The following is a 21,947-nucleotide window of genomic DNA, read 5'->3' on the forward strand; positions in this document are numbered from 1 at the left end:
TATTATTCAACGACCTTTATCAATTATATACTTATTAATGTTTTCAATGGCCCATCTATTATTTATTAACGACACGTTCAATATGTATAGTTAAATATAATCTTTCCTCTTTTGTTAACTTATAACTGTACTTTCCTTCGATAAATTTATGTATCTTTTTTGTACATTGATATGAATCATTATATTTACTTTTTATCATATCAAATAGTTCATTGTCTTTGCTATCATTGTAGCATTTTTTATTAAATAAACGTTGAGCAAAAAATTTTAAATGTGTAATAAATCGATAGTAACTTAATGATTCTTCATCAAAATCAATTTTATAATGATATTTTACGATATTTAATATTTCTTGCATAACTTTTGTAATATTCATGACAATAGGCATTTCTTCATTTAATTGAGCATTAACAAAATGCAGTGCAATAAATGCTGCCTCGTCCTCCAATAACTCAATATCAAATTTATCTTCTATCATCTTTAAAGCTTCTTTTCCTACAGAAAATTCATCTTTATATAATCTTTTTGTGTCCCAGAGAAGTGCATTTTTTAGTTGGATTCCCTTTTTGTAACGCTCTATAGCACTATGAATATGATCAGTTAATGAGATATAAATACTATCATTTAATTTCTTTCCAAGCTGTGTCTTTGCATACTTAATGATTTTTTCAGAAATAACCATATGTTCCATAGGAATTTCAGCAATTAACTGTTCAAATTTATCACTCATATCTTTATTAGATAAAGTGAATATTTTTTCTATTTTGCCTTCTTCAATCAAGTCACCAACTCGTTTTTTAAATCCTAATCCACGTCCCATTACCACGATTTCTTGTCCTTTATCGTTTAAGGCAACAACTACATTATTGTTAAAAATCTTTTCAATATTCATAAAGGTTCACCTCTCATTAAAATAAAAAAAGGCAAAATCTACAACGAAAAAGTTATAGGTTTTGCCTGCATTATCAGTAACAATCCTCTGAATACGTTTATATTATTGTGTAATTTCATGTTACCATGTCCTATTTCAATTGTCAACAATAATTTCAAATTTATCCATTTATAGATTTCTTGCTAATTCATATGCATTCCAAATTGAATACATTATATTGTGTACTTTTCTAGAGTCTCCAATGTTATGTACATGAACATCACAATCTTTTATTTCATTATACAATGAATCATTTTCTGTATACCCAACTGAAGTGATAACCGTATCAGCTAGAAGATCAAAGTTCTTATCATTCTGCTGAACTTGGACACTTCCTTCTTTTGAATTCACAACAGATGCGCTTTTATAAATGTCTACATGATGGAATTTCAATAGGTCAACTAACATATCATGATTCATATGTGGCAGTGCATCATGTCCTCCTAATATTTCAGGAAGTAATTCTACAACTGCAACTTTTTTTCCTTGTTGCGCTAGCCAAAGCGCAGTTTCACATCCAACCAAGCCCCCACCGACTACAACTACATTATTGCCAACAGAAACCTTTTCTAATAATACTTGGTCCGCAGTAACCGTTTCTTGTGAGCCATTTATTGTAATCTTCTTAGGACTAGAGCCAGTTGCTGTAATAATTACATCTGCCTTAAAATCATCAATATTTTCTTTATTAACGGAAGTACAATATTTTACGTCAACACCTAATAACTCTAATTGACGTTTATAGTATGCAATTAATTTGCGATCATATCGCTTAAAATGAGGTACACTACCAGGAATTAAATTTCCTCCCAATTGATCTGATTTTTCACATAGTGTTACAGAATGCCCACGAAGAGCACTAACACGTGCTACTTCCATACCAGCTACACCACCACCAACAACTAATATATGTTTCTTTTTCAATGCAGGAGTGAGTCCATAAATATTTTCTCTACCACAGTTTGGATTAACCGCACAACTTACAGGAGCATTACTAATACGTCCAAGACAACCTTCATGGCAACCAACACATGGACGAATTTCGTCTAATTGATCATGTTTTATTTTAGTAACAAATTCTGGATCTGCTAATAATGGTCTACCGTAGCTTACAATATCACATGATTTTCCTAAGGCTTCTACTGCCATCTTAGGGTTGTCCATTCTACCTGCTAAAATAATAGGAACATCTACATGCTTCTTGAGAATTTCACCAAATTCACGATACATACCGTCTTCAAAATATGTTGGTGGATGATTCCAGTACCATGAATCATATGTTCCTGCATCTACATTCAATGCATCATATCCTGCAGAAACAAGAATTTTAGCAGCTTGGATACCTTCTTCAATATCTTTTCCTACTTCTTTATAATCCTCACCAGGTAAACCACCCTGTCTCAAGCCCTTCATACAACTCTTAAGGCTATATCTTAAACTAACTGGAAAGTCAGAACCACATACTTTTTTGATACCTTTTACAATTTCAGTACTGATACGAAGTCGGTTTTCTAATGAACCACCAAATTCATCAGTACGGTGATTAAAGAAAGCAATAGCAAATTGATCTAATAAGTATCCTTCATGAACAGCATGAACTTCTACACCATCAAAGCCAGCTTTTTTTGCAATCGCAGCAGACATAACAAATTTTTGAATCAATGTCATTATTTCTTCTTTGGTCATTTCACGATGAGTCATAGCGGGATCAAAACGATTTTCCTGCTCTGATGGAGCAATAGGTTTAGAAACAAAACCAGGTACAGCACTTCTTCCTAAACCACCAGTTAATTGTAAAAATATTTTTGAATCGTATGCATGAACACGTTCATTCATCTGATAAGTGCTATGGATGAATGCTAACGGATTGCTGGTAGGGCATGGAATACCATTGCCCGGAATACCTTCTACTTGAAGATCAACACTGCAAATACCAGTGATAATTAAACCAACATCATTCTTGGCCCGTTCTACATAATAATCTTGAATGCGTTGATTGAATCCTCCAAAAGAATCAGCATAACCAACTGGTCCCATTGGGGCCATAGAAGTTTTGTTTTTAATTCTTAGTTTTCCAATATGAGTAGGTTCAAATAATTCTGGATATTTAATCATAGATATTTCCCCCTTTTTCACAATTCATTAACATAATCAATTCACCGAATCAATTCTCCGAATTGATTATGTTAAAATTATAACGCTATGGATATTCTTTGTCAACACGAGTTTTATTTGATAGAATAAAAAAGAATAATACCCTTATAGACAAAGGATTTGAGAAAAATATGAAAAAGAAAACAACACGTCAGATAAAGGCAGAAAATACAAAGGCTAATATCCTAGCAGTAGCAACTGATTTGTTTACTCATAAAACTCTAGATGAAATCAGTATTTTAGAAATTTGTAAAAAGGCAGAGGTTTCAGTAGGCGCATTTTACCATCATTTTGCAAATAAAGCGGGTATAATTGTTGAACTCTATAAAGAAATCGATGTTCAATTTGAAAATGAAGTTTATCCATCATTAATTAAAGAAGAACCAATTGAAGCTATTTTGAAATATTTGGAACGTCAATGCACAGTTCCAGCAGAAACAGGAATGGATTTAGTAAAAAACATCTATAAAGCTCAGATCGATTATGGAAGTGCCTTTTTTTTGTCCGTAGGAAGAGGTTTACCTCATGGTCTATATCTACTAATTAAAAAAGCAAAAGAACAAGGAAAAATCAAAGAAAATGCATCAGAAGAACAGTTAACAAATGAATTACTTATTATTTCAAGAGGAATAATTTACAATTGGTGCGTTAGTGATGGAAAAACAAATCCATCAAATATGGTAAGATGGATGGCGAACAATTATTTGCAGACCTTTGTTAAGTAGTCACTCTCTATTAGTTTCGGCAGTTCCCAAAAGAAAGCAAGTTCCTTTCTATCAAAAACAGCTTTCATAAAATGAAAGCTGTTTTAACATTGTTTATATTGGTTTTTGTTTCAATTAATTTTGAGATACTGAATTCCACATAATTAATTAGTTATAGAATTCAAAACATTAAATCTATCGTCACAAAGGTTTACTATTACTTTATGATAATTAAATACATCTAAAGAAAGATATTCCCTTAAAATTTTTGCAAATTCTATTACTTCTTCACTCTCTTTTTGATCTTCAAAAATTACTATTGAAAAAATATAATCCCTCTCAATTTTATCTATTTTAACAGAAATTATATTTTCATCATCAATAAATATTTCATTTTCTTCTAAGTATTTTCCCAATTTTTCCACTTCATCGATACTAATATTTTCTGTATAATACAATTCATCTCCTTGAATTATCTTATATTTATCAGGAATATTGATAGTATATATAAATGTTCCTAGTATAAGCACTGTAAAAGTTAAGCAAATCACTACAGGTATCATAAAAGATGCTTTTTTGCCGCCATTTTCAATATGTTCTTCATATAACTTCATTTGATCATTTTTCAAATGAAATGCTATGCTAACACTTAACGCTGTAACCATTGACGCAAATGCGCTATCACTAACAAATCCATCTAATAAAAATCCTAATGCTGGAACAGTCACAAAAATTACACTATAGATAATTAATGATATATTTCTTTTTCTTTTATTATTAAGCCTACCATAGTTTATAGAGTATAAAATTGCTACTGGTAAAAATGAAAAAAGAACACTAATTAAAATAAATTTTTTTGGATTCCATAATCCTTTTTTATTTAAAGGATATTCAGTTTTTTCAAGAGTCATGGCTATTTCTGTGTTTTCTATCATATGTTTCCCCCCTATACTCAAAATATATCATTCGGAGGGTAAGCTTGTACACTAGTAATTAATACCAAAATAATTTGGTGTTTTAATAGATAATTTTTGTTACATCTCATTAAAAACTAACCACCGAGTATCTATCCTTTTACTTTTGCAAAATTAGTGTGTTTGAATAAATTTGGCTTTAATTCGATAATAAGTAGTGCTACCATTATTAATCCTCCACCAACAAATAATCTATAAGTAACTACTTCATTTAAGAACACAATTGAAGCGATTGTACTTGAAACAGGCGTTAAAGAATATATTATACTCATTTTAGTAGGTGTCGAATATTTAAACGCCAAACTATTAGCATAAAAATTCACCCCCTCAATTATACCTGCCAATACTAATGGCCAAATAATTGTTAAACTTAGTCCATTAGAAAACTCACCATTTATAGAAGCAAGTACTATAGCTAAAATTCCTGCAACAAACATTTGAATAGTTGTAAAAACAATTGGATTACATTCATTCTTCTTTAAAACAAAGGATGAAAAAGTCATATGTGTTGCAACCATTGCAGCACCTAAAATAGTTAGTACATCTCCAATATTCACATTACTAAATCCATTATCCAATGTTAAAAATGCTAAACCAATTATGGCAATACCAACGCCAATTATTGTGTACATATCTATTTTTTGTTTGTATACAAAATAATATAAGAAAGGAACAAATATAATGGATGTTTGGTATAAAAACGCATTCTTACTTGGAGTTGTATAGACAAGACCTAAAACAAGTAAATAAAAAGATAAGAAAAATATGATACTTGCCAAAATTGCCAAAATAAAATACTTTTTATTCAAAGAAAATATTTTACCTCGTAAATATATTGTTAGAATAATTGCACCAACCAAAAGGTCTACAGCAGTAATTACATATGGCCCAAAACCATAATTTATGGCAATTTGATGTAATACAACTAGTAAACCTCCAATAATTGACATAATAAGCATAAGCCTTTCTACGCTCTTTTGTTTACTATTTCCCAAAATAATACCCCCTAAAAACTTTAGAAAAAGATGTTTTACAACATCTTTTTCATAATACAATGCAAAAACCGTTTCTAAAATAGACTGCAGTGCTTTCACCGTATCTAATCAATGATTTATTCCGCTTATGTTTAATCCTACTACTCCTAATATTATTATAATTATTGATGCAATTTTTAAAACACTAGTTGTTTCCTTAAAAAATACTATACCAATGACTGATATAACTGCTATCCCTAAGCCTGACCAAACTGCGTAGGCTACTCCAATTTCTATTTTTTTCAAAGCAATAGCTAGTAATACAAAACATATAATGTATGAAGTAAACATACCTATTGCTGGAATAATTCGTGTTAATCCTTGTGAAATTTTCATTAAGGTAGTAGCCAAAAGTTCAAATATAATTGCTAAAAATAAATACATCCAATGCATTGTTTTCTCCTTTCTTAATAAGTTTGATATTTAGGTCAGAATCTTTATATAACTCAAATAATGATTCTTCAAGTTTTTTAACAACAATCTTTAAGTCTTCCTTTGGAAGACTTAAAGATTGTTGTTATTTGAAAAATTTTGGTAAATATTTTTTATGCGCTTCTAACATTTCGTCAAATAATTTTACTGCTTCTGTATCTGAAGTTATTAATGGATTATTATTCATTGCTACTAATGCTGCGTTTCGATCACCTTTAACTGCAGCTTCGCAAGTCAAGCGTTCAAATGCTTTAATATTTAATATTGTTCCACTAATAGTCGATGGCAGTTCTCCTATTGCAATTGGTTTAGGTCCATCAGCTGTAATAACTGCAGCAATTTCTACTCCACTGTTTTTATCAATCTGATTTACTGCACCATTGTTTTTACAATTTACATATTGGATATCACCTTTATCATTATAGATTGATGCGATTAAGTTACATGCTGCATCACTGTAATGCGCACCTCCACGTTTTTCAAGTTGTGGTGGTTTAATTGCTAGATTTGGATCTTTATAAAGTTCGAATAATTCTGCTTCTGTTCTCTTAACTACTTCTGCACGAACATTCCCTTCTTTATATTCTTCAAGTTCCTTTTCTAGCATTTCTTTTGTATGATAGTAATACATCATATAGCCACATGGTATCGCTTTGATTCCACGTATAAATTCTTCTGTATATGGCATAATCATTGGAGTCTTAGATAAACTTGCTTCTTCATCTTTAGTTTCTTCTTCTTCTTCTTCTTCTTCTTCTTCTTCTTCTCCTTCTCCTTTTTTTGCCCAATTTTTAACCACTTCTTCCATCAGTTGTTTGATTCCACCTGATTTATTAGAAAGCTCAATATATTTCTCAAGTACATCATTCATAATACTTTTACCATCTAAAAATACATCAGTTACAAAGAAATGATGATTAAGACCAGCAATTTCTAGTCGAATTCTGTCTTCTGATACATCTAAAATTTCAGCAATATTCATATGCATTCCAATTGGAACATTACATAACCCAGCTACTTTTTCATGATCTGTATATCTAAGTACTGCCTCTGTAATCATTCCACTTGGATTGGCAAAGTTTATAAGCCAAGCATCAGGACATAATTCTTTAATATCTTTCACGATATCTAAAATAACTGGTATGGTTCTAAATCCTTTGAACATTCCACCTGCTCCATTTGTCTCTTGACCGACTAATCCATGACTCAGTGGAATTCTTTCGTCTTTAATCCTAGCATCTAATAAGCCAACACGTATTTGTGTCGTTACAAAGTCAGCACCAGGCATTGCTTCTCTTCTATCAAGTGTTAAATGTATTTTCATTGGCAACCCTGCTTTTTCAACCATACGCTTGGCAAGATTCCCAACAATTTCTAACTTTTCTTTTCCTTCTTCAATATCAACTAACCATAATTCACTTACAGGCAATTCTTCATATCTTTTGATAAATCCTTCAACAAGTTCTGGAGTGTACGAAGATCCTCCTCCTATTGTTACTATTTTTATAGGTTTCTTTTTCATATAGTCTTCCTCCTAAAAATTGTATATTTGCTATAATAAAATGTACTCTATAGATTAAATTTCTTCTCCATTTGTTGCAATCACATTCTTATACCAATGGAAACTCTTCTTTCTAGATCTTTCTAAAGTTCCATTTCCTTCATTATCTCTATCAACGTATATAAAGCCATAACGTTTCTTCATTTCACCTGTTGATGCAGAAACTATGTCAATACATCCCCAAGGAGTGTACCCTATAAGCTCAACTCCATCTAAAACAGCTTCCTTCATTTCCTTAACATGCTCTCTTATGTACTCGATTCTATAATCGTCAATAATTGAGCCATCTTCCTCAATCTTATCTATAGAACCTAATCCATTTTCTACTATGAATAATGGTTTTTGATATCTGTCATGTAAAGTGTTGCATGTAATTCTTAATCCCTTTGGGTCAATTAGCCATCCCCATTCAGAAGACTTAAGATAAGGATTTTCTATTGTATCAAACACATTACCATCTGTCATATTCTTTAAAATTTCTGGATCTCTACTTGCACATCCACTCGAATAATAACTAAACCCTATGTAGTCTACTGTATACGTCTTAAGCAACTCTTCATCTCTTGGCTCCATAATAATTTCTATACTATTTTCTCTGAAGAATCTCTTAGCGTACCCAGGGTATTCTCCCCTTGATTGAACATCTATAAAGAAGTAATTTTCTCTATCTTTATCAATAGCTTCTTGAACATCATTTGGGTTACAAGTATAAGGATAAGTTACCCCTGCTGCAAGCATACATCCCACCATAGCTTCTGGCATTATTTCACGTGCTGCTTTCGTAGCTAATGCACTTGCAACTAACTGATGATGAGCAGCTTGATACATTACTTGCGTCTTATTTTCACCTTCGTTAAATACTAATCCTGCACCAACAAATGGAAGGTGTAATAACATATTTATTTCATTAATAGTCATCCAATATTTAACCTTATTCTTATATCTTGCAAAGATAGTTTTAGTATATCTTTCATAGAACTTAGCAAGCTTTCTGCTTCTCCATCCACCATAGTTTTCTATTAAAGCTACCGGTATATCAAAATGGCAAATAGTAACTACTGGTTGAATATCATACTTCAACATTTCATCAAATAGCTCATCATAGAACTTTAATCCTTCTTCATTTGGAGTTTCATCATCACCATTCGGGAAAATCCTAGCCCAAGCTATAGATATCCTTAAACACTTAAAGCCCATTTCCCCAAATAATGCTATATCTTCTCTAAATCTATGATAGAAATCTATCCCTTCATGTGATGGGTAAAATTCTCCATCCACTAACTTTAAGCTTTCTGGATTACCAAGCATAACCTTAAATCTATTTTTACCAGTTGGGCAAAGGTCTATATTAGTTAGACCTTTACCTCCTTCTTTATATGCACCTTCGCATTGATTTGCTGCTAAAGCGCCTCCCCATAGAAAATTTTCTGGAAATCCTAATTTATTTGACATAACCATTTTCCTTTCCTTTGTTAAATCACTACTGTTAATAAGTTTCCTCTATAATTTATGTCAGCCTTATCAGTTTCAATAATATCTAAGTAATTAGCAGAATTGGTTACAATCACAGGGGTTATAACTGAATATCCAGCCTCTTCTATAGCCCTTTTGTCAAATTCCAATATAACATCACCCTTTTTCACCTTATCTCCTTGTTTTAACTTTGGAGTAAAGTGTTTTCCTTCTAATTGTACAGTGTTCATACCAACGTGAATTAAGATTTCAACACCCTTATCTGTAGTTATTCCTATAGCATGTCCTGTTGGGAAAACAGTTGTTAGTACTCCATCAGCCGGAGCTACAACCTTACCTTCTGATGGTTCTATAGCAATACCTTTTCCTAATACACCCGTTGAAAAAGCTTGATCCTTAACATCTGACAGTGCTGTAACTTTTCCCTTTAGAGGACTACCTATAACTTCTTGCTTTACGAAAGTTTTACCCTTATTTTCTTCAACAACTTCATCATCTTCAAATTTCATAAAATACATTACTACAAAACCGGCAATGAAAGCAAAAATCATAGCAGCCATCGCGCCATAAAAACCTTTGTCTAATCCTGTGTTTGGATTAATGTAATTTGGTATACCAAAGATACCCATTCCACCAATTACCTGCTCGGCTGAACCTGCCCATCCCATGATTCCACCACCTATAGCAGCTATAAAGCAGCTTAGTATAAATGGTTTCTTAAGAGGTAATGTAATACCATAAATTGCAGGCTCCGTAACGCCAAATATACCTGAAATAAATGCTGGTATTGATAAAGATTTTAATTTCTTATTCTTTGTTTTAAGCATTATTGCTAATACTATCCCAGTTTGTGCAAAAGATGCGGCAAAATAAGGAGCAATAATCGGATCATATCCTAAAGTTGCCATATTGCTAAAGTAAATAGGGAATATTCCCCAGTGTAATCCAAACATAACAAGTACCTGCCAAAAACCACCCATCATAACTCCATAAAAAGTTGGACTGATATTATGTAGGGCAAGTGAACCTACACCTACCAACTGACCTCCCCATGTTGCTATAGGGCCAATCAGTATAAATGTTAATGGACAAACAACTAGTAATGTACTAAATGGAACTAAGAAACTTTTAACAACATCTGGAATTATCTTTTTAAATAACTTTTCAAACTTTGAGGCTGCAAAAGTAGCTAAGATTATTGGAATAACACTTGATGCATAATCCATTATAATAACTGGAATTCCTAAGAATGTTATATACACAGGGGACTCTATTATTGTACCTTCGAACAATGTATATAATGGTTCACCTGCAGTCAAACCACCAAGTGCTGGATAAACAAGTGCTGCACCTATTGCCATCCCAACAAAGTGATTTAATTTAAACTTGTTAGCAGCTGTGTATCCTAAGAATATTGGGAAAAAGTAGAAAAAGCAATCTCCTACTGCATTTAAAATGCTAAAGGTACCTGAATCATATGAAAGCCAACCGAAAGCTATGAATAATGCAGTAAAACCTTTAATCATACCAGTAGCTGCTAATACTCCAAGAACTGGTGTGAATATTCCTGAAACTGTATCTACAAAAGTATTAAATAATCCTGTTTTTTCTTCTGTTTCATCTGATGCCGCTGTACTAAATCCACCTACATCCAACACCTCTTCATAAACATCCGGTACATGGTTCCCTATAACTACTTGATATTGTCCCCCACTTTGAATAACCGTTATAACACCATCCATATTTTTTAATGCTTCTGTGTTTGCCTTCTTTTCATCCTTTAATTTAAAACGTAGACGTGTAACACAATGAGCTAAGCTATTAACATTTTCTTTTCCACCAACATTTTTTATAATGTCATTTGCCAATTTTTGATATTTCATAATAACTCTCCTTTTTTTCATATTTATTTATAAAAAAAAAGCAACACCAAGTAAATAGAATAATCCTTAATTCTATCATTTTCGGTCTCGCCTGGTTTACCAGTAACAATCCTAAATATTTTATTATTTTTGAGTGACCCTTTGAATATGAAGGGTCAAGTACAATTTTTCCTCATCACTTAACTCTATTTGTAGATATTTTTCTATTTTAAGCATACAATTATATGCCTTTTTATATTTTGCTTGTCCTTGCTTTAATAAGAAATCATCCAGCTCTGATTCTATCTTTTCTTCTTCATCTAATCTTTTGAAGAAGAATCTTAAATGAGTAACAAATCTTTCATAGCCTAGAGATTTATCATCTAATTCAATGTTATAGGTATATTTAACTATATTTAAAACATCCATTATCTTTTCGGTTATATTACGCATATTCACTACGCTACTACCAGAACTGTTTACCTGTGCATTTATTAGATGAAGCGCTATATTTCCAGCTTCACCCTCAGGTAATCTATTACCTATTTCACTTTCAATAAAATCTAATGCTTTTAGCCCTACAGCGAATTCCTTAGGATAAAACTTTTTAATCTCCCAAATTAATACATTAGAAGTATTGAATCCTTGTTCAAAAATTTTTAGAGCATTACTAATATGATCTGTTAGGGTAACATATATGTAATCATTTAACTTAATATTTAAAATATTTTGTGCATATTCTATAATGTCATAGCATAGAGATACATGTTCTACTGGAACATCTTCTAGTAATAACTTGAATTTTTCAGAAGCTTCTTTTTGTTTAAGAATAAAAGTTTTTTCAACTAGATTTTCATCAATATTTTCTCCTACCTTTTTCTTAAAACCAATTCCACATCCCATAACAACAATCTCTTGTTTAGAAGTGTTCTTTGCTAACACTGCATTAAGATTAAAAATCTTTTTAATTATCAATTAAATCACCCCCATATGCATTAGTTAATTTACATTATAAAATAAAAAAACCTTAATTAATCAAATGAGACAAAATTGGCCTCTTTTGATTAATTAAAGTTTCGCCTGATCGAATCAGTAACCACCCATTAATTACTTGTACCCGTTTACAGTAAAATATTAACCTATTTTATTCCTTTTGTCAATGCCTTTTTTAATTGTTACACTCCTTCACAAAAGTTTTATTTGATAGAATAAAAAAAGAAATTGAATTTGCTAATATGACAATTAATAAGCTTATGACATTCATAAACATAAGATTCTTATAGAAAAAGGATTTGAGAAAAATATGAAAAAGAAAACATCGCGACAGATAAAGGCTGAAAATACAAAGGCAAATATTTTGGAAGCATTTGTTAAATAGTCATTCTCTATTAGTTTCGGCAGTTCCCAAAAGAAAGCAAGTTCCTTTCCATCAAAAATGTGCTGTCTCAGAATTCGTTGTGAGACAGCACATTCTCATAATTAATTTAAGTTACATATATGAAACTTCTAGAGTTGTTAATTCTCCCCATATCAATTAGTTAATTTACATTATAAAACCACTTTTCACTACTTTACTATATAGAGTAGCTAGTGTATAATAGAAATATACTACTTTACTATATAGAGTAGTGGAGGTGAAATAATGATAGATCGTGCACAATTATTAAAGGGACTCTTAGAGGGGTGTATCCTTAAAATCATTGCTCAAGGGGAAACCTACGGCTACCAGATTACCAGCGATTTAAACAATTCTGGTTTTTATGACCTTAATGAGGGAAGTGTTTATCCTGTGTTGATACGTCTTGAAAAAAAAGGACTTGTTGATACTGAGACAAAAAAATCTTCTCTTGGACCCAGACGAAAATATTTTAAAATCACACTAGAAGGAGAAAAATATTTAGAGTCATTTACAGAAATATGGAGTGAAATCTCACATAACGTCCATAATATTTTGAAAGGTGGTGCTATTAATGAATTATCAAGGAAATAATAAATTGTTTATGTCAATTGGATTAACTGTTCTTTTAATGGTAACTTTGCTAATATTAGTTGCTGCTAAACCTGGAGCAAGAAGTGTGTTAATAATATTTTCAGGATTGATTATTATAATGGCATTCTTAGGTGTCTATTTTACGTACAAACAACTAGCTCATACTAAAGTGCGTATAAAACAACTTCCTGTAAGTTATCAATCAGTATACTTGGATGCCAATGAATTGATAGGTACTTATGGGATACAAAAGGGAGAAAAACAAGAAATTATGAATATGATTCTTGAAATCTTTGAACATGCAAGTCTTGATAATCGAGAAGTTGAAGAAGTTATTAATTATGATTTAGGAACATTTGTTGGAGGTTTTATCAATGAGACAGGAAAAGTCCACAATGGATTTTATCTTTTTAGTTATTCAACATCACTTTTTATTGGATACTTACTCTTGATGAAAACTTATAAAGTAGTACGAACAGGAAATGTTTCCATGGCAATGCTACACTCAGAAACACTAGATGTAGGATTAGTAGTTACCTATGGACTCATTGCGTATTTGTTCTTCCCTTGGTTGCTATTAACAATACAACGATCAGCAAAATACCAGTGGCAAGGAATCAAACGCATTCAAATTTTATTCCCATTTGTGATTCCTCTTGGCTTAATGTCAGGTTTAATTTTAATAGATGATCCTGCATTCATCAAAATTATTGATAGACCAATTCCTATCTTTACGAATATATGGTCAGTTGCAATAGGTATAATCTTGTTACTATGTAGCTTCTGGATGATGAAGTCAAATAAAAAATAATACAAATATTATTTAATAATTGACATATATGTAATACATCTATATCATATTAAAAAGAGCATATACTAATAATTCCATAAGTGTATCATGCTTCTAAGATAATTTAAGGGGGAAATTTTATATGAAAATTGCATTACCATCTAGACAAAATATTATAGACGATCATTTTGGTCACTGTGATTACTTTACAGTTTTTACAGTTGACGATAGCAATAAAAGTATAATTTCTGAGGAAACTATTGCATCACCAGCAGGTTGTGGTTGTAAATCAAATATTGCACAAATTTTATCAGATATGGGTGTATCAGTTATGCTTGCTGGTAATATGGGGAATGGGGCTGTAAATGTATTAAATTATGCTGGTATTCAAGTAGTCCGTGGGTGTTCAGGGGATGTAAAGACTGTTGCACTGAAATGGCTTGAAGGTAATATTGCTGATTCTGGCGATTCATGTCATGCTCATGAATGCCATAACTAAAAAAACAGCTTCTAGCTGTTTTTTTAGTTATCTAATATATTATTTTAAATTCTTAAATATTTCTTTAGCCATTTTCTTCGTTTTAGGGCTTATACTTTCTAAACAATTTTTAATAAATAACTTAATTTCATCTTTATCTTGTGCTTTATCATAGACTATTTTAAAAATATCTAAAATATCATATTTTAATAGTTCCATTTGCTTTTTAGGATACGATGTTCTATCTTCAATTTTTAGTAATATTGAAACTATCTTATCAATCAAATCTTCTCTTTGCTGTATTATCTTTTTTAAATTCCTAACACAGCATTGAGCTGTCATAAATTTTTCATCGTTAATGTGCTCAATATATTTATCGAAGATATTATCAAATTTACGTTCTTCATCTACTGTTATAAGATTCGCAATTAATATCATGCCTATGTCTCTCTTATAAGAATTCTTATTGCCTAGTAACTCTACAAAATCATTCCAGTATTCATAAAATAATTGTGGTCTAATCTCACTTGCACGAGATAAAACATAGTAACTATGATAATAAACCATAATATTTTTATTAAACATTAAGTAATTAACCACTTCATTTCGATATCCTTTATTATCAATTATCCTCCTTGCAAGTCTTTCTATATCTAAATCTTTTCTCTTTATTTCATCAATCAAAGAATTATACGTCATAAACAATCAACCTTTCGTATTTCTCTTTTTCCAATTTTCAAACCCATTATAACACAGATAAGTCTATAAAATGCTCATAAATCACAACTCACACTTAAAGAACAAATACATATATAGCTAGAAAGTCACTCCACTTCACTAAGAAATTCTAATTTATTTTCTTAAATATCTGCTAAAAAATTATAACTCGCATGCTCAAACAATAATTTTTCTTAACGCATATATTATAAGATTTTTAAATGAAACTTTATCTATATATGCACATAATCTCAGGTATTAATGAGTTATGAGCATATATAGATTTTAGTTGAATTAAAAATCCATTTGAGAAAATAAATAAGAATTTCTAAAGTTTGTTACGATGACTTTTACGCTATATATGCTTCTTCTCACCACTGAAGGATGGAATTTATAAATCAGTGTAAATATTTCACATAATATTACAATGTATTATTATAACTGCATTTGACAAGTATATAATTCCTAAAAAAATTTATAAATTCTTAAATAACAAAAAATTGATTAAAAATATTCCAAGATTATAATCATAATTTTTAGTCATTACAAAGTATAAATAGTTATATAAATATATAGGATGAATTTTCCATTACTTTATCTTAAATATAACATGGTTAAACCACAAAAAGTAAGTTGAACTAAAATCAACCACAATATCTACCGCAGATTAATGCGTTCTGACGCTATATATTGTGGTAGAAGTTCAACTAAATTACTTTTTGTGGAATAACCATAACATTGGAGGAATATGAATTATGAAAAAATTATTAAGTAAGATTACTGAAAGTAAAGTAGTAAAATCAACAGTAACTTTAATAAAAAAACACAAGAAAATAGTTAAAGGTGTTTTAATTTCTCTTTGTACTTTGTTTGTTATATATATTGGAATGGCTCTATATTTTATGAACCATTTTTATTTTGGTTCTACAATAAATTGTATTAGCGTTTCAGGTAAAAGTGTGGATACTGTAAATGAATTAATGGCCTCTAAACTCCATAAATATGAGTTAAAATTAAAAGAACGAGGAAATAAAAATGAAAAAATTAAAGCAGATAAAATTGGTTTGAAATATGATTTAAATGGCGACTTTAGAAGCATAAAAGATAAACAGAACCCTTTCAAATGGATTTCAGCTATTTTTAGTAAAGAAAATTGTGTACTAGAAGAAAATTTTCAATACGATAAAAATCTATTATTAAAATGTGTAAATAATCTATCTTGTTTTGATAACTGCAATATAATTGAGCCCCAAAATCCAACATTCAAATTTACAGATAAGGGTTATGAAATTGTTCCTGAGGTAAATGGTAATAAGATAAAAAAATATATTTTATATATTCATATAGCAGATTCAATACTTGATAGAAAAACCTCATTAAATTTGGAATCAATCAACTGCTATGTAAAACCTCAATACACATCAACTTCAAAAAAAATACTTGATACAAAAGACATTCTCAACAAATATGCATCATCAAAAATAACTTATACCTTTGGAAAAGACCAAGAACTTTTAGATGGAACGACAATAAATGAATGGCTTTCAGTTGATGAAAATATAGAAGTAAATCTTGATGAGAAAAAAGCGAAAAATTATATAGATTCTCTTGCTAAAAGTTATAATACGGTTGGTAAGAAAAGAAATTTTGTTACATCATTAGGAAAATCTATAAACTTAGGGGGTGGAGATTACGGATGGTCCATTGATAAAACAAAAGAAACACAAGCTTTAATTGAATCCATAAAAATAGGTGAAACTATTACTAAAGAACCTGCATATTCCCAAACCGCCTTATCTCTTGGTAAAAATGATATTGGAAACACCTATGTAGAAATAAATCTTACAAGCCAGCATTTATGGTTTTATAAAAATGGCTCTTTAATTTCAGAAGGACCTATTGTTACTGGTAATGTAAGTGCCAATCATAGAACACCACCTGGAATTTATAAATTAAAATATAAACAAAAAAATGCTGTATTACGTGGTGCTGATTATGAGGCTCCTGTTACCTTTTGGATGCCATTTAATGGAGGTATAGGAATTCACGATGCAAATTGGCGAAGTTCCTTTGGTGGAAATATATATAGGACAAATGGTTCACATGGTTGTATAAATTCTCCATACTATTTAGCAAAAGCAATATTCAATAATGTTAAGTCTGGTATTCCTGTTGTTTGTTATAATTAATGCTTTTTAAGATACCTATATTTTTGTAAATCTTCAATATGTTTTATAAAAAAACTAACGTTTACTTAACTATTGACATATATCTTATTGACGATCATTTTGGCCACTGTGATTACTTCACAGTTTTTACAGTTGCCGATAGCAATAAAAGTATAATTTCTGAAGAAACTATTGCATCACCAACAGGTTGTGGTTGTAAATCAAAAATTGCACAAATCCTATCAGATATGGGTGTATCAGTTATGCTTGCAGGTAATATTTTTGATTCTGGTGATTCATGCCATGCCCATGAATGCCATAATTAATTTAATAAAAATTAATACAAACGGAAGTCGAAAAACCCTCTTCCGTTTATTATTTATCATTTATATCCACACCAACAGCCCTAACTTCTGAATGATTATCGACAAACAGTAAGAAACTCAACATATGAGATGTAGCCATAATATAAACCCAAATCCAAAGGCATAAAACACTCCTCCCAATATCACATTTTTAGATATTGAATTCTGCTCCAACAACAGCAAAGAAATTCCAGCCTATCAACAATGTAAATAATGCAATTAATAAAAAAATAGTTATAACAAACATTACTTTACGTTTCTTTGAAACTACTATCTTTTTCATGAAATTCACAGAACAAAGTACAACAATAATTGATCCCAAAAGTAAATAATAATTTAACAAAATATGTGGCTTCACTTTTGCAAAAGTAAGATAATTATTAATTAGCATTCTAGCAAAGCATATTAAATTATTTGAAACAGTGATTGTCCCACATAGTATTAAAATTGAATGACAGAAATTAAACTTCCTTATTTTAAGGTCTATTGGTTTCTTTCTATTTTGTATAGTAACAATAAGCACAAACAATGGTGCAATAAAGAAAAATGCTATGATAATTAATAATATAATAATATCTTTGGTGATGAGCTTGCTATCATCATTTTTTAATAAGGAAGATTCTGAATTAAAACCACTCTTATATATTATTTAACCCAAATAAAGCATGCAGAAAGTAACTCCTAGCTATCTTTGTACATGCTTTAACCTATTCAATCTATCATCGTATTTCACGACTTCCAGTACTTACATTCACTAAATATTATACTGAACAATTATCTTATCTTTTCTAGGTATAAAAAAAGGGATAACTTTTGTAGATTTTAATTCATTAAAAATCTTGTCAACTGTTTCTATATCCTCAAGTATTAAAACATCATACTCTTTAATATTGCCATCTTCTTTAACCTTGATTTTGTGTGTTTTTGTAAGTTCTCTATATTTATTACTTTTTGAGCTTGTTGTAAATGTAATAAGTCCATTTTCATTTTTATAACTTACAGTTTTGAATTTATTACCATTAAATACTTTAATTAATCCTTTTTGTTCGTACATATAAACCTCCTATTAATAAATTAGTATATATTGCTTTTCCTCTATTTTATTCATTAATGAAGCCTGTTTCCTAATTATTATACCATTAAAAAATCTTATAGGCGAACAGGTTTGGAATATATTTAATAATTTGATATTTTAGATAAAATATAATGAAGATATTACTTTATTAATTGTTTTTTATATCGGTATGTGATATAGTATAATTATACTATATCACATACCGATATAACGTATAAAGTAATAACGGTAACCGTAATATTAAAGGAGGTTTTAATATGCCTGAAAGTTCTAATAGAGGCGCATTAACTGAAGCAGTATATTATATTTTGCTATCCTTATGTACTCCTTTGCATGGATATGGCATTATGCAAAATGTTAAAGAACTAAGTAATGATCGAGTTGTTTTAGGGGCTGGCACCTTATATGGAGCTCTTAACACTTTAGTTTCTAAAGGTTGGATTGTTCCCTATACAAATGAAGGAAGTTCGAGAAAAAAAGAATATGTGATAACAGATGAAGGTAAACTTATACTAAAAAATGAGATAAAACGACTTAAAGAATTAGTCTATAATGGAACTGAAATATTAGGGGAGGTATTTTAATGAAGCATATAGTAAGAAAGGCTTATTGGAATTATGAAAAAGAAGAAAACTGGCTAAATGAAATGTGCGCAAAAGGATATGCCCTAGTTGATTATTCCTGGTGTAGGTATGTCTTTGAGAAATGTGAAGAAGGCGAATATATATATAGATTAGAACTATTAGAAAAACCAGCTAGTAATATAGAAAGTCAAAAATATATCGAATTCTTGGAAGAAACAGGCATTGAACATGTTGCGTCCTATATGAGATGGATTTATTGCCGTAAAAAATCAAATGAAGGAAAATTTGATTTATTTACAGACCTAAAATCTAAACTAAAACACTTTAGAAGTGTAAGTAACTTTTGGTGGGTATTGACTATTATTAACTTATTTGCAGGAATATACAATTTGATGATTGGCATATTTATGAGTGATTTAAAACCTATTACTAATATAAATACAACTTTAGGTATTTTATCATTAACTGTTGGTATTCTTTTATTACAAGTGGCAGCTCCGGTTAGAAAAAAAATAAAAAGACTAAAAAAAGAAATTAAAATTTCAGAATAGGAAAAGGGAGAGATTTAATTGAAGGAATTAAAAATAAGAAATGTATCAAAAAATGATTTAGACTATGTTACTAAAATTGAAGCTGCTTGTTTTCCAGCTGCAGAAGCAGCTACAAAAAATATATTTGAGGAAAGAATTTCTGTTTTCCCAGAAGGTTTTTTTGTTGCTGAATTAAACAATGAAATCATAGGATTCATTAATGGTGGTGTAACTAATAAAAATTCTATAGAGGACGATTTTTTTGAAAGTATGAATCTTCATATACCTAATGGAGATAATATTGTAATCTTTGGACTAGATGTTCATCCTAAATACCAAAATAAAGGATATGCTAAAGAATTAATGAATCATTTCATTGAGTCATCAAAAAAGACTAGTAGAAAAAAAGTATTACTCACCTGCAAAGAACATTTGATAAAATATTATGAGGGATTCGGTTATCTCAATGATGGAGTATCTGAATCTGAACATGGCGGGGCTAAATGGTATGATATGTACCTTGAATTAAAATAAAACATCAGGTTCCCCCTGATGTTTTATTTTAATTTATATTGCTTATATTATTTACACTCACTCTAAACCGATAAATTTTTCTTTTCAGATGTAGTTAAAGAATTTCCATCTTTATCATAGAATAATCCTCTAAGGATTAATGCTAAAGCTCCATCTCCCGTAACATTACATGCAGTTCCAAAACTATCTTGAAGCGCAAATATTGCAATTAATAATCCTACTCCTGATGCATCGAATCCCAAAACTCCTGTAACAATTGCTAACGATGCCATAACAGTTCCCCCTGGAACTCCTGGTGCTCCTATAGCAAATATACCAAATAAAAGTATAAATAATATCACTGTACCTACTGATGGCAGGGTACCATAAAGTATTTTTGATATTGTAAAACAGAAAAATGTTTCTGTTAAAACAGATCCGCAGAGATGAGTAGTTGCCCCTAATGGAATAGCAAAATCAACTACTTCTGGTATTAATACTTTTGATTTATGAGCACATTTTAGTGAAACAGGTAATGTTGCTGCACTAGACATTGTTCCTACAGCGGTTAAATATGCTGGTAAGTAATGTTTTGAAACTTCCCAAGGATTCTGTTTTGATACTATACCTGCAATTGTATATAATAACGTAAGCCATATAAAATGTCCTATAAGTACGATTATAATAACTTTTAAGAATACAGGTAACTGCTTAGTTAAACTTCCAGTATAAGCTAATTCACTAAAAGTCGCTGCAATAAAAACAGGCAAAATAGGTACTATTATTTTTGTAATTATAGCAAGAATCATTTTTTGGAGTTCATTTAAAAACTTGTCCACAATTTCAGCTTTTGTCCAAATTACTGAAACCCCTGTAAATATAGCTAAAACTAACGCAGTCATAACTGGCATAACTGGTGCAATCTCCAATTTAAAAACTATTTCTGGTAATTCATGAAGTTTTGCTGCCTCACTAGCAATATTAAAGTGTGGTATTATTATATAACCTGCAATAGCTGCCATAGTTGCTGCCCCTACTGCTGATAAATAACACATAATAGCCATACTACCTAACATCTTGCTGGCATTATTTTTGAGACTCGTTATTGCTGGTGTTATAAATCCAAATATAACCAATGGAACAGTGAAGAATATTATAGATCCTAATATGTCCTTAACTGTTAATATAACCATCATAAATTTTTCATTAACAACTAGACCTAAAATCACACCAATAGTTATTCCAATAATCATCTTAGTGATTAGGCCCATATCTTTTTTCTTTGTCATTTTTACACTTCCTTTATTGAATTTAATGATTTAAAGCTTTTCATTATCATTCTATACCTATTTAGTTAATTTTTCAATACAAGTAATTATATGTTACAAACCTTTATACACCATATTCTTTTTTACTTTGTACAGGTGCTAAATCCTTTATGTTATTATATTTCTTCCATAACTTTCTTAGTTATTAAGGAAGCACTCAGATATAGCCAAAATATATCTTATAGAAATTCATATTAAAAATCACCACTTTGCAAAATAAGCTTTACATTTTTACATATTATTCTTGACTTATTATGCAAAGTTTACTATACTAAAAATGCAAA

Annotated in this window: 22 protein-coding genes; 9 read left to right on the forward strand and 13 right to left on the reverse strand. The window is 30.3% G+C overall.

The genetic code is table 11. The features are described 5' to 3' along the window. Positions 1–58: 58 nt before the first annotated feature. Both licT (ACQ3F0_RS14455) and ACQ3F0_RS14460 read right to left on the reverse strand, forming a co-directional pair. Positions 59–892 carry a BglG family transcription antiterminator LicT gene (licT, locus tag ACQ3F0_RS14455; protein WP_428866022.1) on the reverse strand — a complete coding sequence of 278 codons (834 nt, stop codon included), beginning with the start codon at positions 890–892 and terminating at the stop codon, positions 59–61. A gap of 168 nt (positions 893–1,060) precedes the next feature. Continuing rightward, positions 1,061–3,046: an oxidoreductase gene (locus ACQ3F0_RS14460; protein ID WP_428866023.1), complete on the reverse strand. Its 1,986-nt coding sequence runs from the start codon at positions 3,044–3,046 to the stop codon at positions 1,061–1,063. 170 nt (positions 3,047–3,216) lie between these two features. Between ACQ3F0_RS14460 and ACQ3F0_RS14465 the strand changes: the two genes are divergently transcribed. Then, on the forward strand, positions 3,217–3,810 hold the full coding sequence (locus ACQ3F0_RS14465) for a TetR/AcrR family transcriptional regulator (RefSeq protein WP_428866024.1): 594 nt from the start codon (positions 3,217–3,219) through the stop codon (positions 3,808–3,810). A gap of 143 nt (positions 3,811–3,953) precedes the next feature. On the opposite strand, the gene ACQ3F0_RS14470 is transcribed toward ACQ3F0_RS14465, so the two are convergent. The 7 genes from ACQ3F0_RS14470 to licT (ACQ3F0_RS14500) form a co-directional block, all read right to left on the reverse strand. Then, positions 3,954–4,724: a hypothetical protein gene (locus ACQ3F0_RS14470; RefSeq protein ID WP_428866025.1), complete on the reverse strand. Its 771-nt coding sequence runs from the start codon at positions 4,722–4,724 to the stop codon at positions 3,954–3,956. A gap of 131 nt (positions 4,725–4,855) precedes the next feature. Next, a complete protein-coding gene (locus ACQ3F0_RS14475) occupies positions 4,856–5,758 on the reverse strand; it encodes a DMT family transporter (protein WP_428866026.1) in 903 nt (300 codons plus the stop codon). 108 nt (positions 5,759–5,866) lie between these two features. Next, the gene (locus tag ACQ3F0_RS14480; protein ID WP_428866027.1) at positions 5,867–6,190 is read right to left on the reverse strand and encodes a DMT family transporter; all 324 of its coding nucleotides are present in this window, start codon (positions 6,188–6,190) and stop codon (positions 5,867–5,869) included. Positions 6,191–6,314: 124 nt separating this feature from the next. Next, entirely contained in the window at positions 6,315–7,751 is a 1,437-nt protein-coding gene (locus tag ACQ3F0_RS14485; protein WP_428866028.1) for a 6-phospho-beta-glucosidase, read from the reverse strand. 54 nt (positions 7,752–7,805) lie between these two features. After that, positions 7,806–9,242 carry a 6-phospho-beta-glucosidase gene (locus tag ACQ3F0_RS14490; RefSeq protein ID WP_428866029.1) on the reverse strand — a complete coding sequence of 479 codons (1,437 nt, stop codon included), beginning with the start codon at positions 9,240–9,242 and terminating at the stop codon, positions 7,806–7,808. Between the two features lie 20 nt (positions 9,243–9,262). Next, the gene (locus tag ACQ3F0_RS14495) at positions 9,263–11,146 is read right to left on the reverse strand and encodes a beta-glucoside-specific PTS transporter subunit IIABC (protein ID WP_428866030.1); all 1,884 of its coding nucleotides are present in this window, start codon (positions 11,144–11,146) and stop codon (positions 9,263–9,265) included. 123 nt (positions 11,147–11,269) lie between these two features. Continuing rightward, the gene (licT, locus tag ACQ3F0_RS14500; RefSeq protein WP_428866031.1) at positions 11,270–12,100 is read right to left on the reverse strand and encodes a BglG family transcription antiterminator LicT; all 831 of its coding nucleotides are present in this window, start codon (positions 12,098–12,100) and stop codon (positions 11,270–11,272) included. 667 nt (positions 12,101–12,767) lie between these two features. On the opposite strand from licT (ACQ3F0_RS14500), the gene ACQ3F0_RS14505 reads away from it, so the two are divergent. The 3 genes from ACQ3F0_RS14505 to ACQ3F0_RS14515 all read left to right on the forward strand — a co-directional run bounded on the left by ACQ3F0_RS14505 (position 12,768) and on the right by ACQ3F0_RS14515 (position 14,404). Further along, entirely contained in the window at positions 12,768–13,115 is a 348-nt protein-coding gene (locus ACQ3F0_RS14505; protein WP_428866032.1) for a PadR family transcriptional regulator, read from the forward strand. Then, positions 13,096–13,926: a DUF1048 domain-containing protein gene (locus ACQ3F0_RS14510; RefSeq protein WP_428866033.1), complete on the forward strand. Its 831-nt coding sequence runs from the start codon at positions 13,096–13,098 to the stop codon at positions 13,924–13,926. The genes ACQ3F0_RS14505 and ACQ3F0_RS14510 overlap by 20 nt, the downstream gene beginning before the upstream one ends. A gap of 121 nt (positions 13,927–14,047) precedes the next feature. Next, complete coding sequence (locus tag ACQ3F0_RS14515; RefSeq protein ID WP_428866034.1) at positions 14,048–14,404, forward strand: NifB/NifX family molybdenum-iron cluster-binding protein; 357 nt, start codon at positions 14,048–14,050, stop codon at positions 14,402–14,404. A gap of 39 nt (positions 14,405–14,443) precedes the next feature. On the opposite strand, the gene ACQ3F0_RS14520 is transcribed toward ACQ3F0_RS14515, so the two are convergent. Next, the gene (locus ACQ3F0_RS14520) at positions 14,444–15,082 is read right to left on the reverse strand and encodes a hypothetical protein (RefSeq protein WP_428866035.1); all 639 of its coding nucleotides are present in this window, start codon (positions 15,080–15,082) and stop codon (positions 14,444–14,446) included. A 773-nt stretch (positions 15,083–15,855) separates the two neighbouring features. On the opposite strand from ACQ3F0_RS14520, the gene ACQ3F0_RS14525 reads away from it, so the two are divergent. Together ACQ3F0_RS14525 and ACQ3F0_RS14530 are read left to right on the forward strand one after the other, a co-directional pair. Then, positions 15,856–17,289, forward strand: a complete 1,434-nt coding sequence (locus ACQ3F0_RS14525; protein WP_428866036.1) for a L,D-transpeptidase family protein — start codon at positions 15,856–15,858, stop codon at positions 17,287–17,289. 38 nt (positions 17,290–17,327) lie between these two features. Further along, positions 17,328–17,594: a NifB/NifX family molybdenum-iron cluster-binding protein gene (locus ACQ3F0_RS14530; protein ID WP_428866037.1), complete on the forward strand. Its 267-nt coding sequence runs from the start codon at positions 17,328–17,330 to the stop codon at positions 17,592–17,594. Between the two features lie 190 nt (positions 17,595–17,784). Here ACQ3F0_RS14530 and ACQ3F0_RS14535 read toward each other — a convergent pair whose 3' ends face one another. Both ACQ3F0_RS14535 and ACQ3F0_RS14540 read right to left on the reverse strand, forming a co-directional pair. Next, on the reverse strand, positions 17,785–17,916 hold the full coding sequence (locus tag ACQ3F0_RS14535; protein WP_428866038.1) for a hypothetical protein: 132 nt from the start codon (positions 17,914–17,916) through the stop codon (positions 17,785–17,787). A gap of 471 nt (positions 17,917–18,387) precedes the next feature. Further along, positions 18,388–18,687 carry a hypothetical protein gene (locus tag ACQ3F0_RS14540; protein ID WP_428866039.1) on the reverse strand — a complete coding sequence of 100 codons (300 nt, stop codon included), beginning with the start codon at positions 18,685–18,687 and terminating at the stop codon, positions 18,388–18,390. A 278-nt stretch (positions 18,688–18,965) separates the two neighbouring features. Between ACQ3F0_RS14540 and ACQ3F0_RS14545 the strand changes: the two genes are divergently transcribed. Genes ACQ3F0_RS14545 through ACQ3F0_RS14555 form a run of 3 tightly spaced genes read left to right on the forward strand, consistent with a single transcriptional unit; the run spans position 18,966 to position 20,356 of the window. Beyond that, positions 18,966–19,292 carry a PadR family transcriptional regulator gene (locus tag ACQ3F0_RS14545; RefSeq protein WP_428866040.1) on the forward strand — a complete coding sequence of 109 codons (327 nt, stop codon included), beginning with the start codon at positions 18,966–18,968 and terminating at the stop codon, positions 19,290–19,292. Beyond that, entirely contained in the window at positions 19,292–19,843 is a 552-nt protein-coding gene (locus tag ACQ3F0_RS14550) for a DUF2812 domain-containing protein (RefSeq protein WP_428866041.1), read from the forward strand. Before ACQ3F0_RS14545 ends, ACQ3F0_RS14550 begins: the two co-directional genes overlap by 1 nt. 18 nt (positions 19,844–19,861) lie before the next feature. Then, a complete protein-coding gene (locus tag ACQ3F0_RS14555) occupies positions 19,862–20,356 on the forward strand; it encodes a GNAT family N-acetyltransferase (RefSeq protein ID WP_428866042.1) in 495 nt (164 codons plus the stop codon). 62 nt (positions 20,357–20,418) lie between these two features. Here the strand turns inward: ACQ3F0_RS14555 and ACQ3F0_RS14560 are convergent, their stop codons facing one another. Continuing rightward, positions 20,419–21,624, reverse strand: a complete 1,206-nt coding sequence (locus ACQ3F0_RS14560; protein ID WP_428866043.1) for a dicarboxylate/amino acid:cation symporter — start codon at positions 21,622–21,624, stop codon at positions 20,419–20,421. Positions 21,625–21,947 lie beyond the last annotated feature (323 nt).

Origin of the sequence: Clostridium sediminicola (assembly GCF_050402865.1) — a bacterium.
In the GTDB taxonomy this organism is placed as follows: domain Bacteria; phylum Bacillota; class Clostridia; order Clostridiales; family Clostridiaceae; genus Clostridium_AF; species Clostridium_AF sediminicola.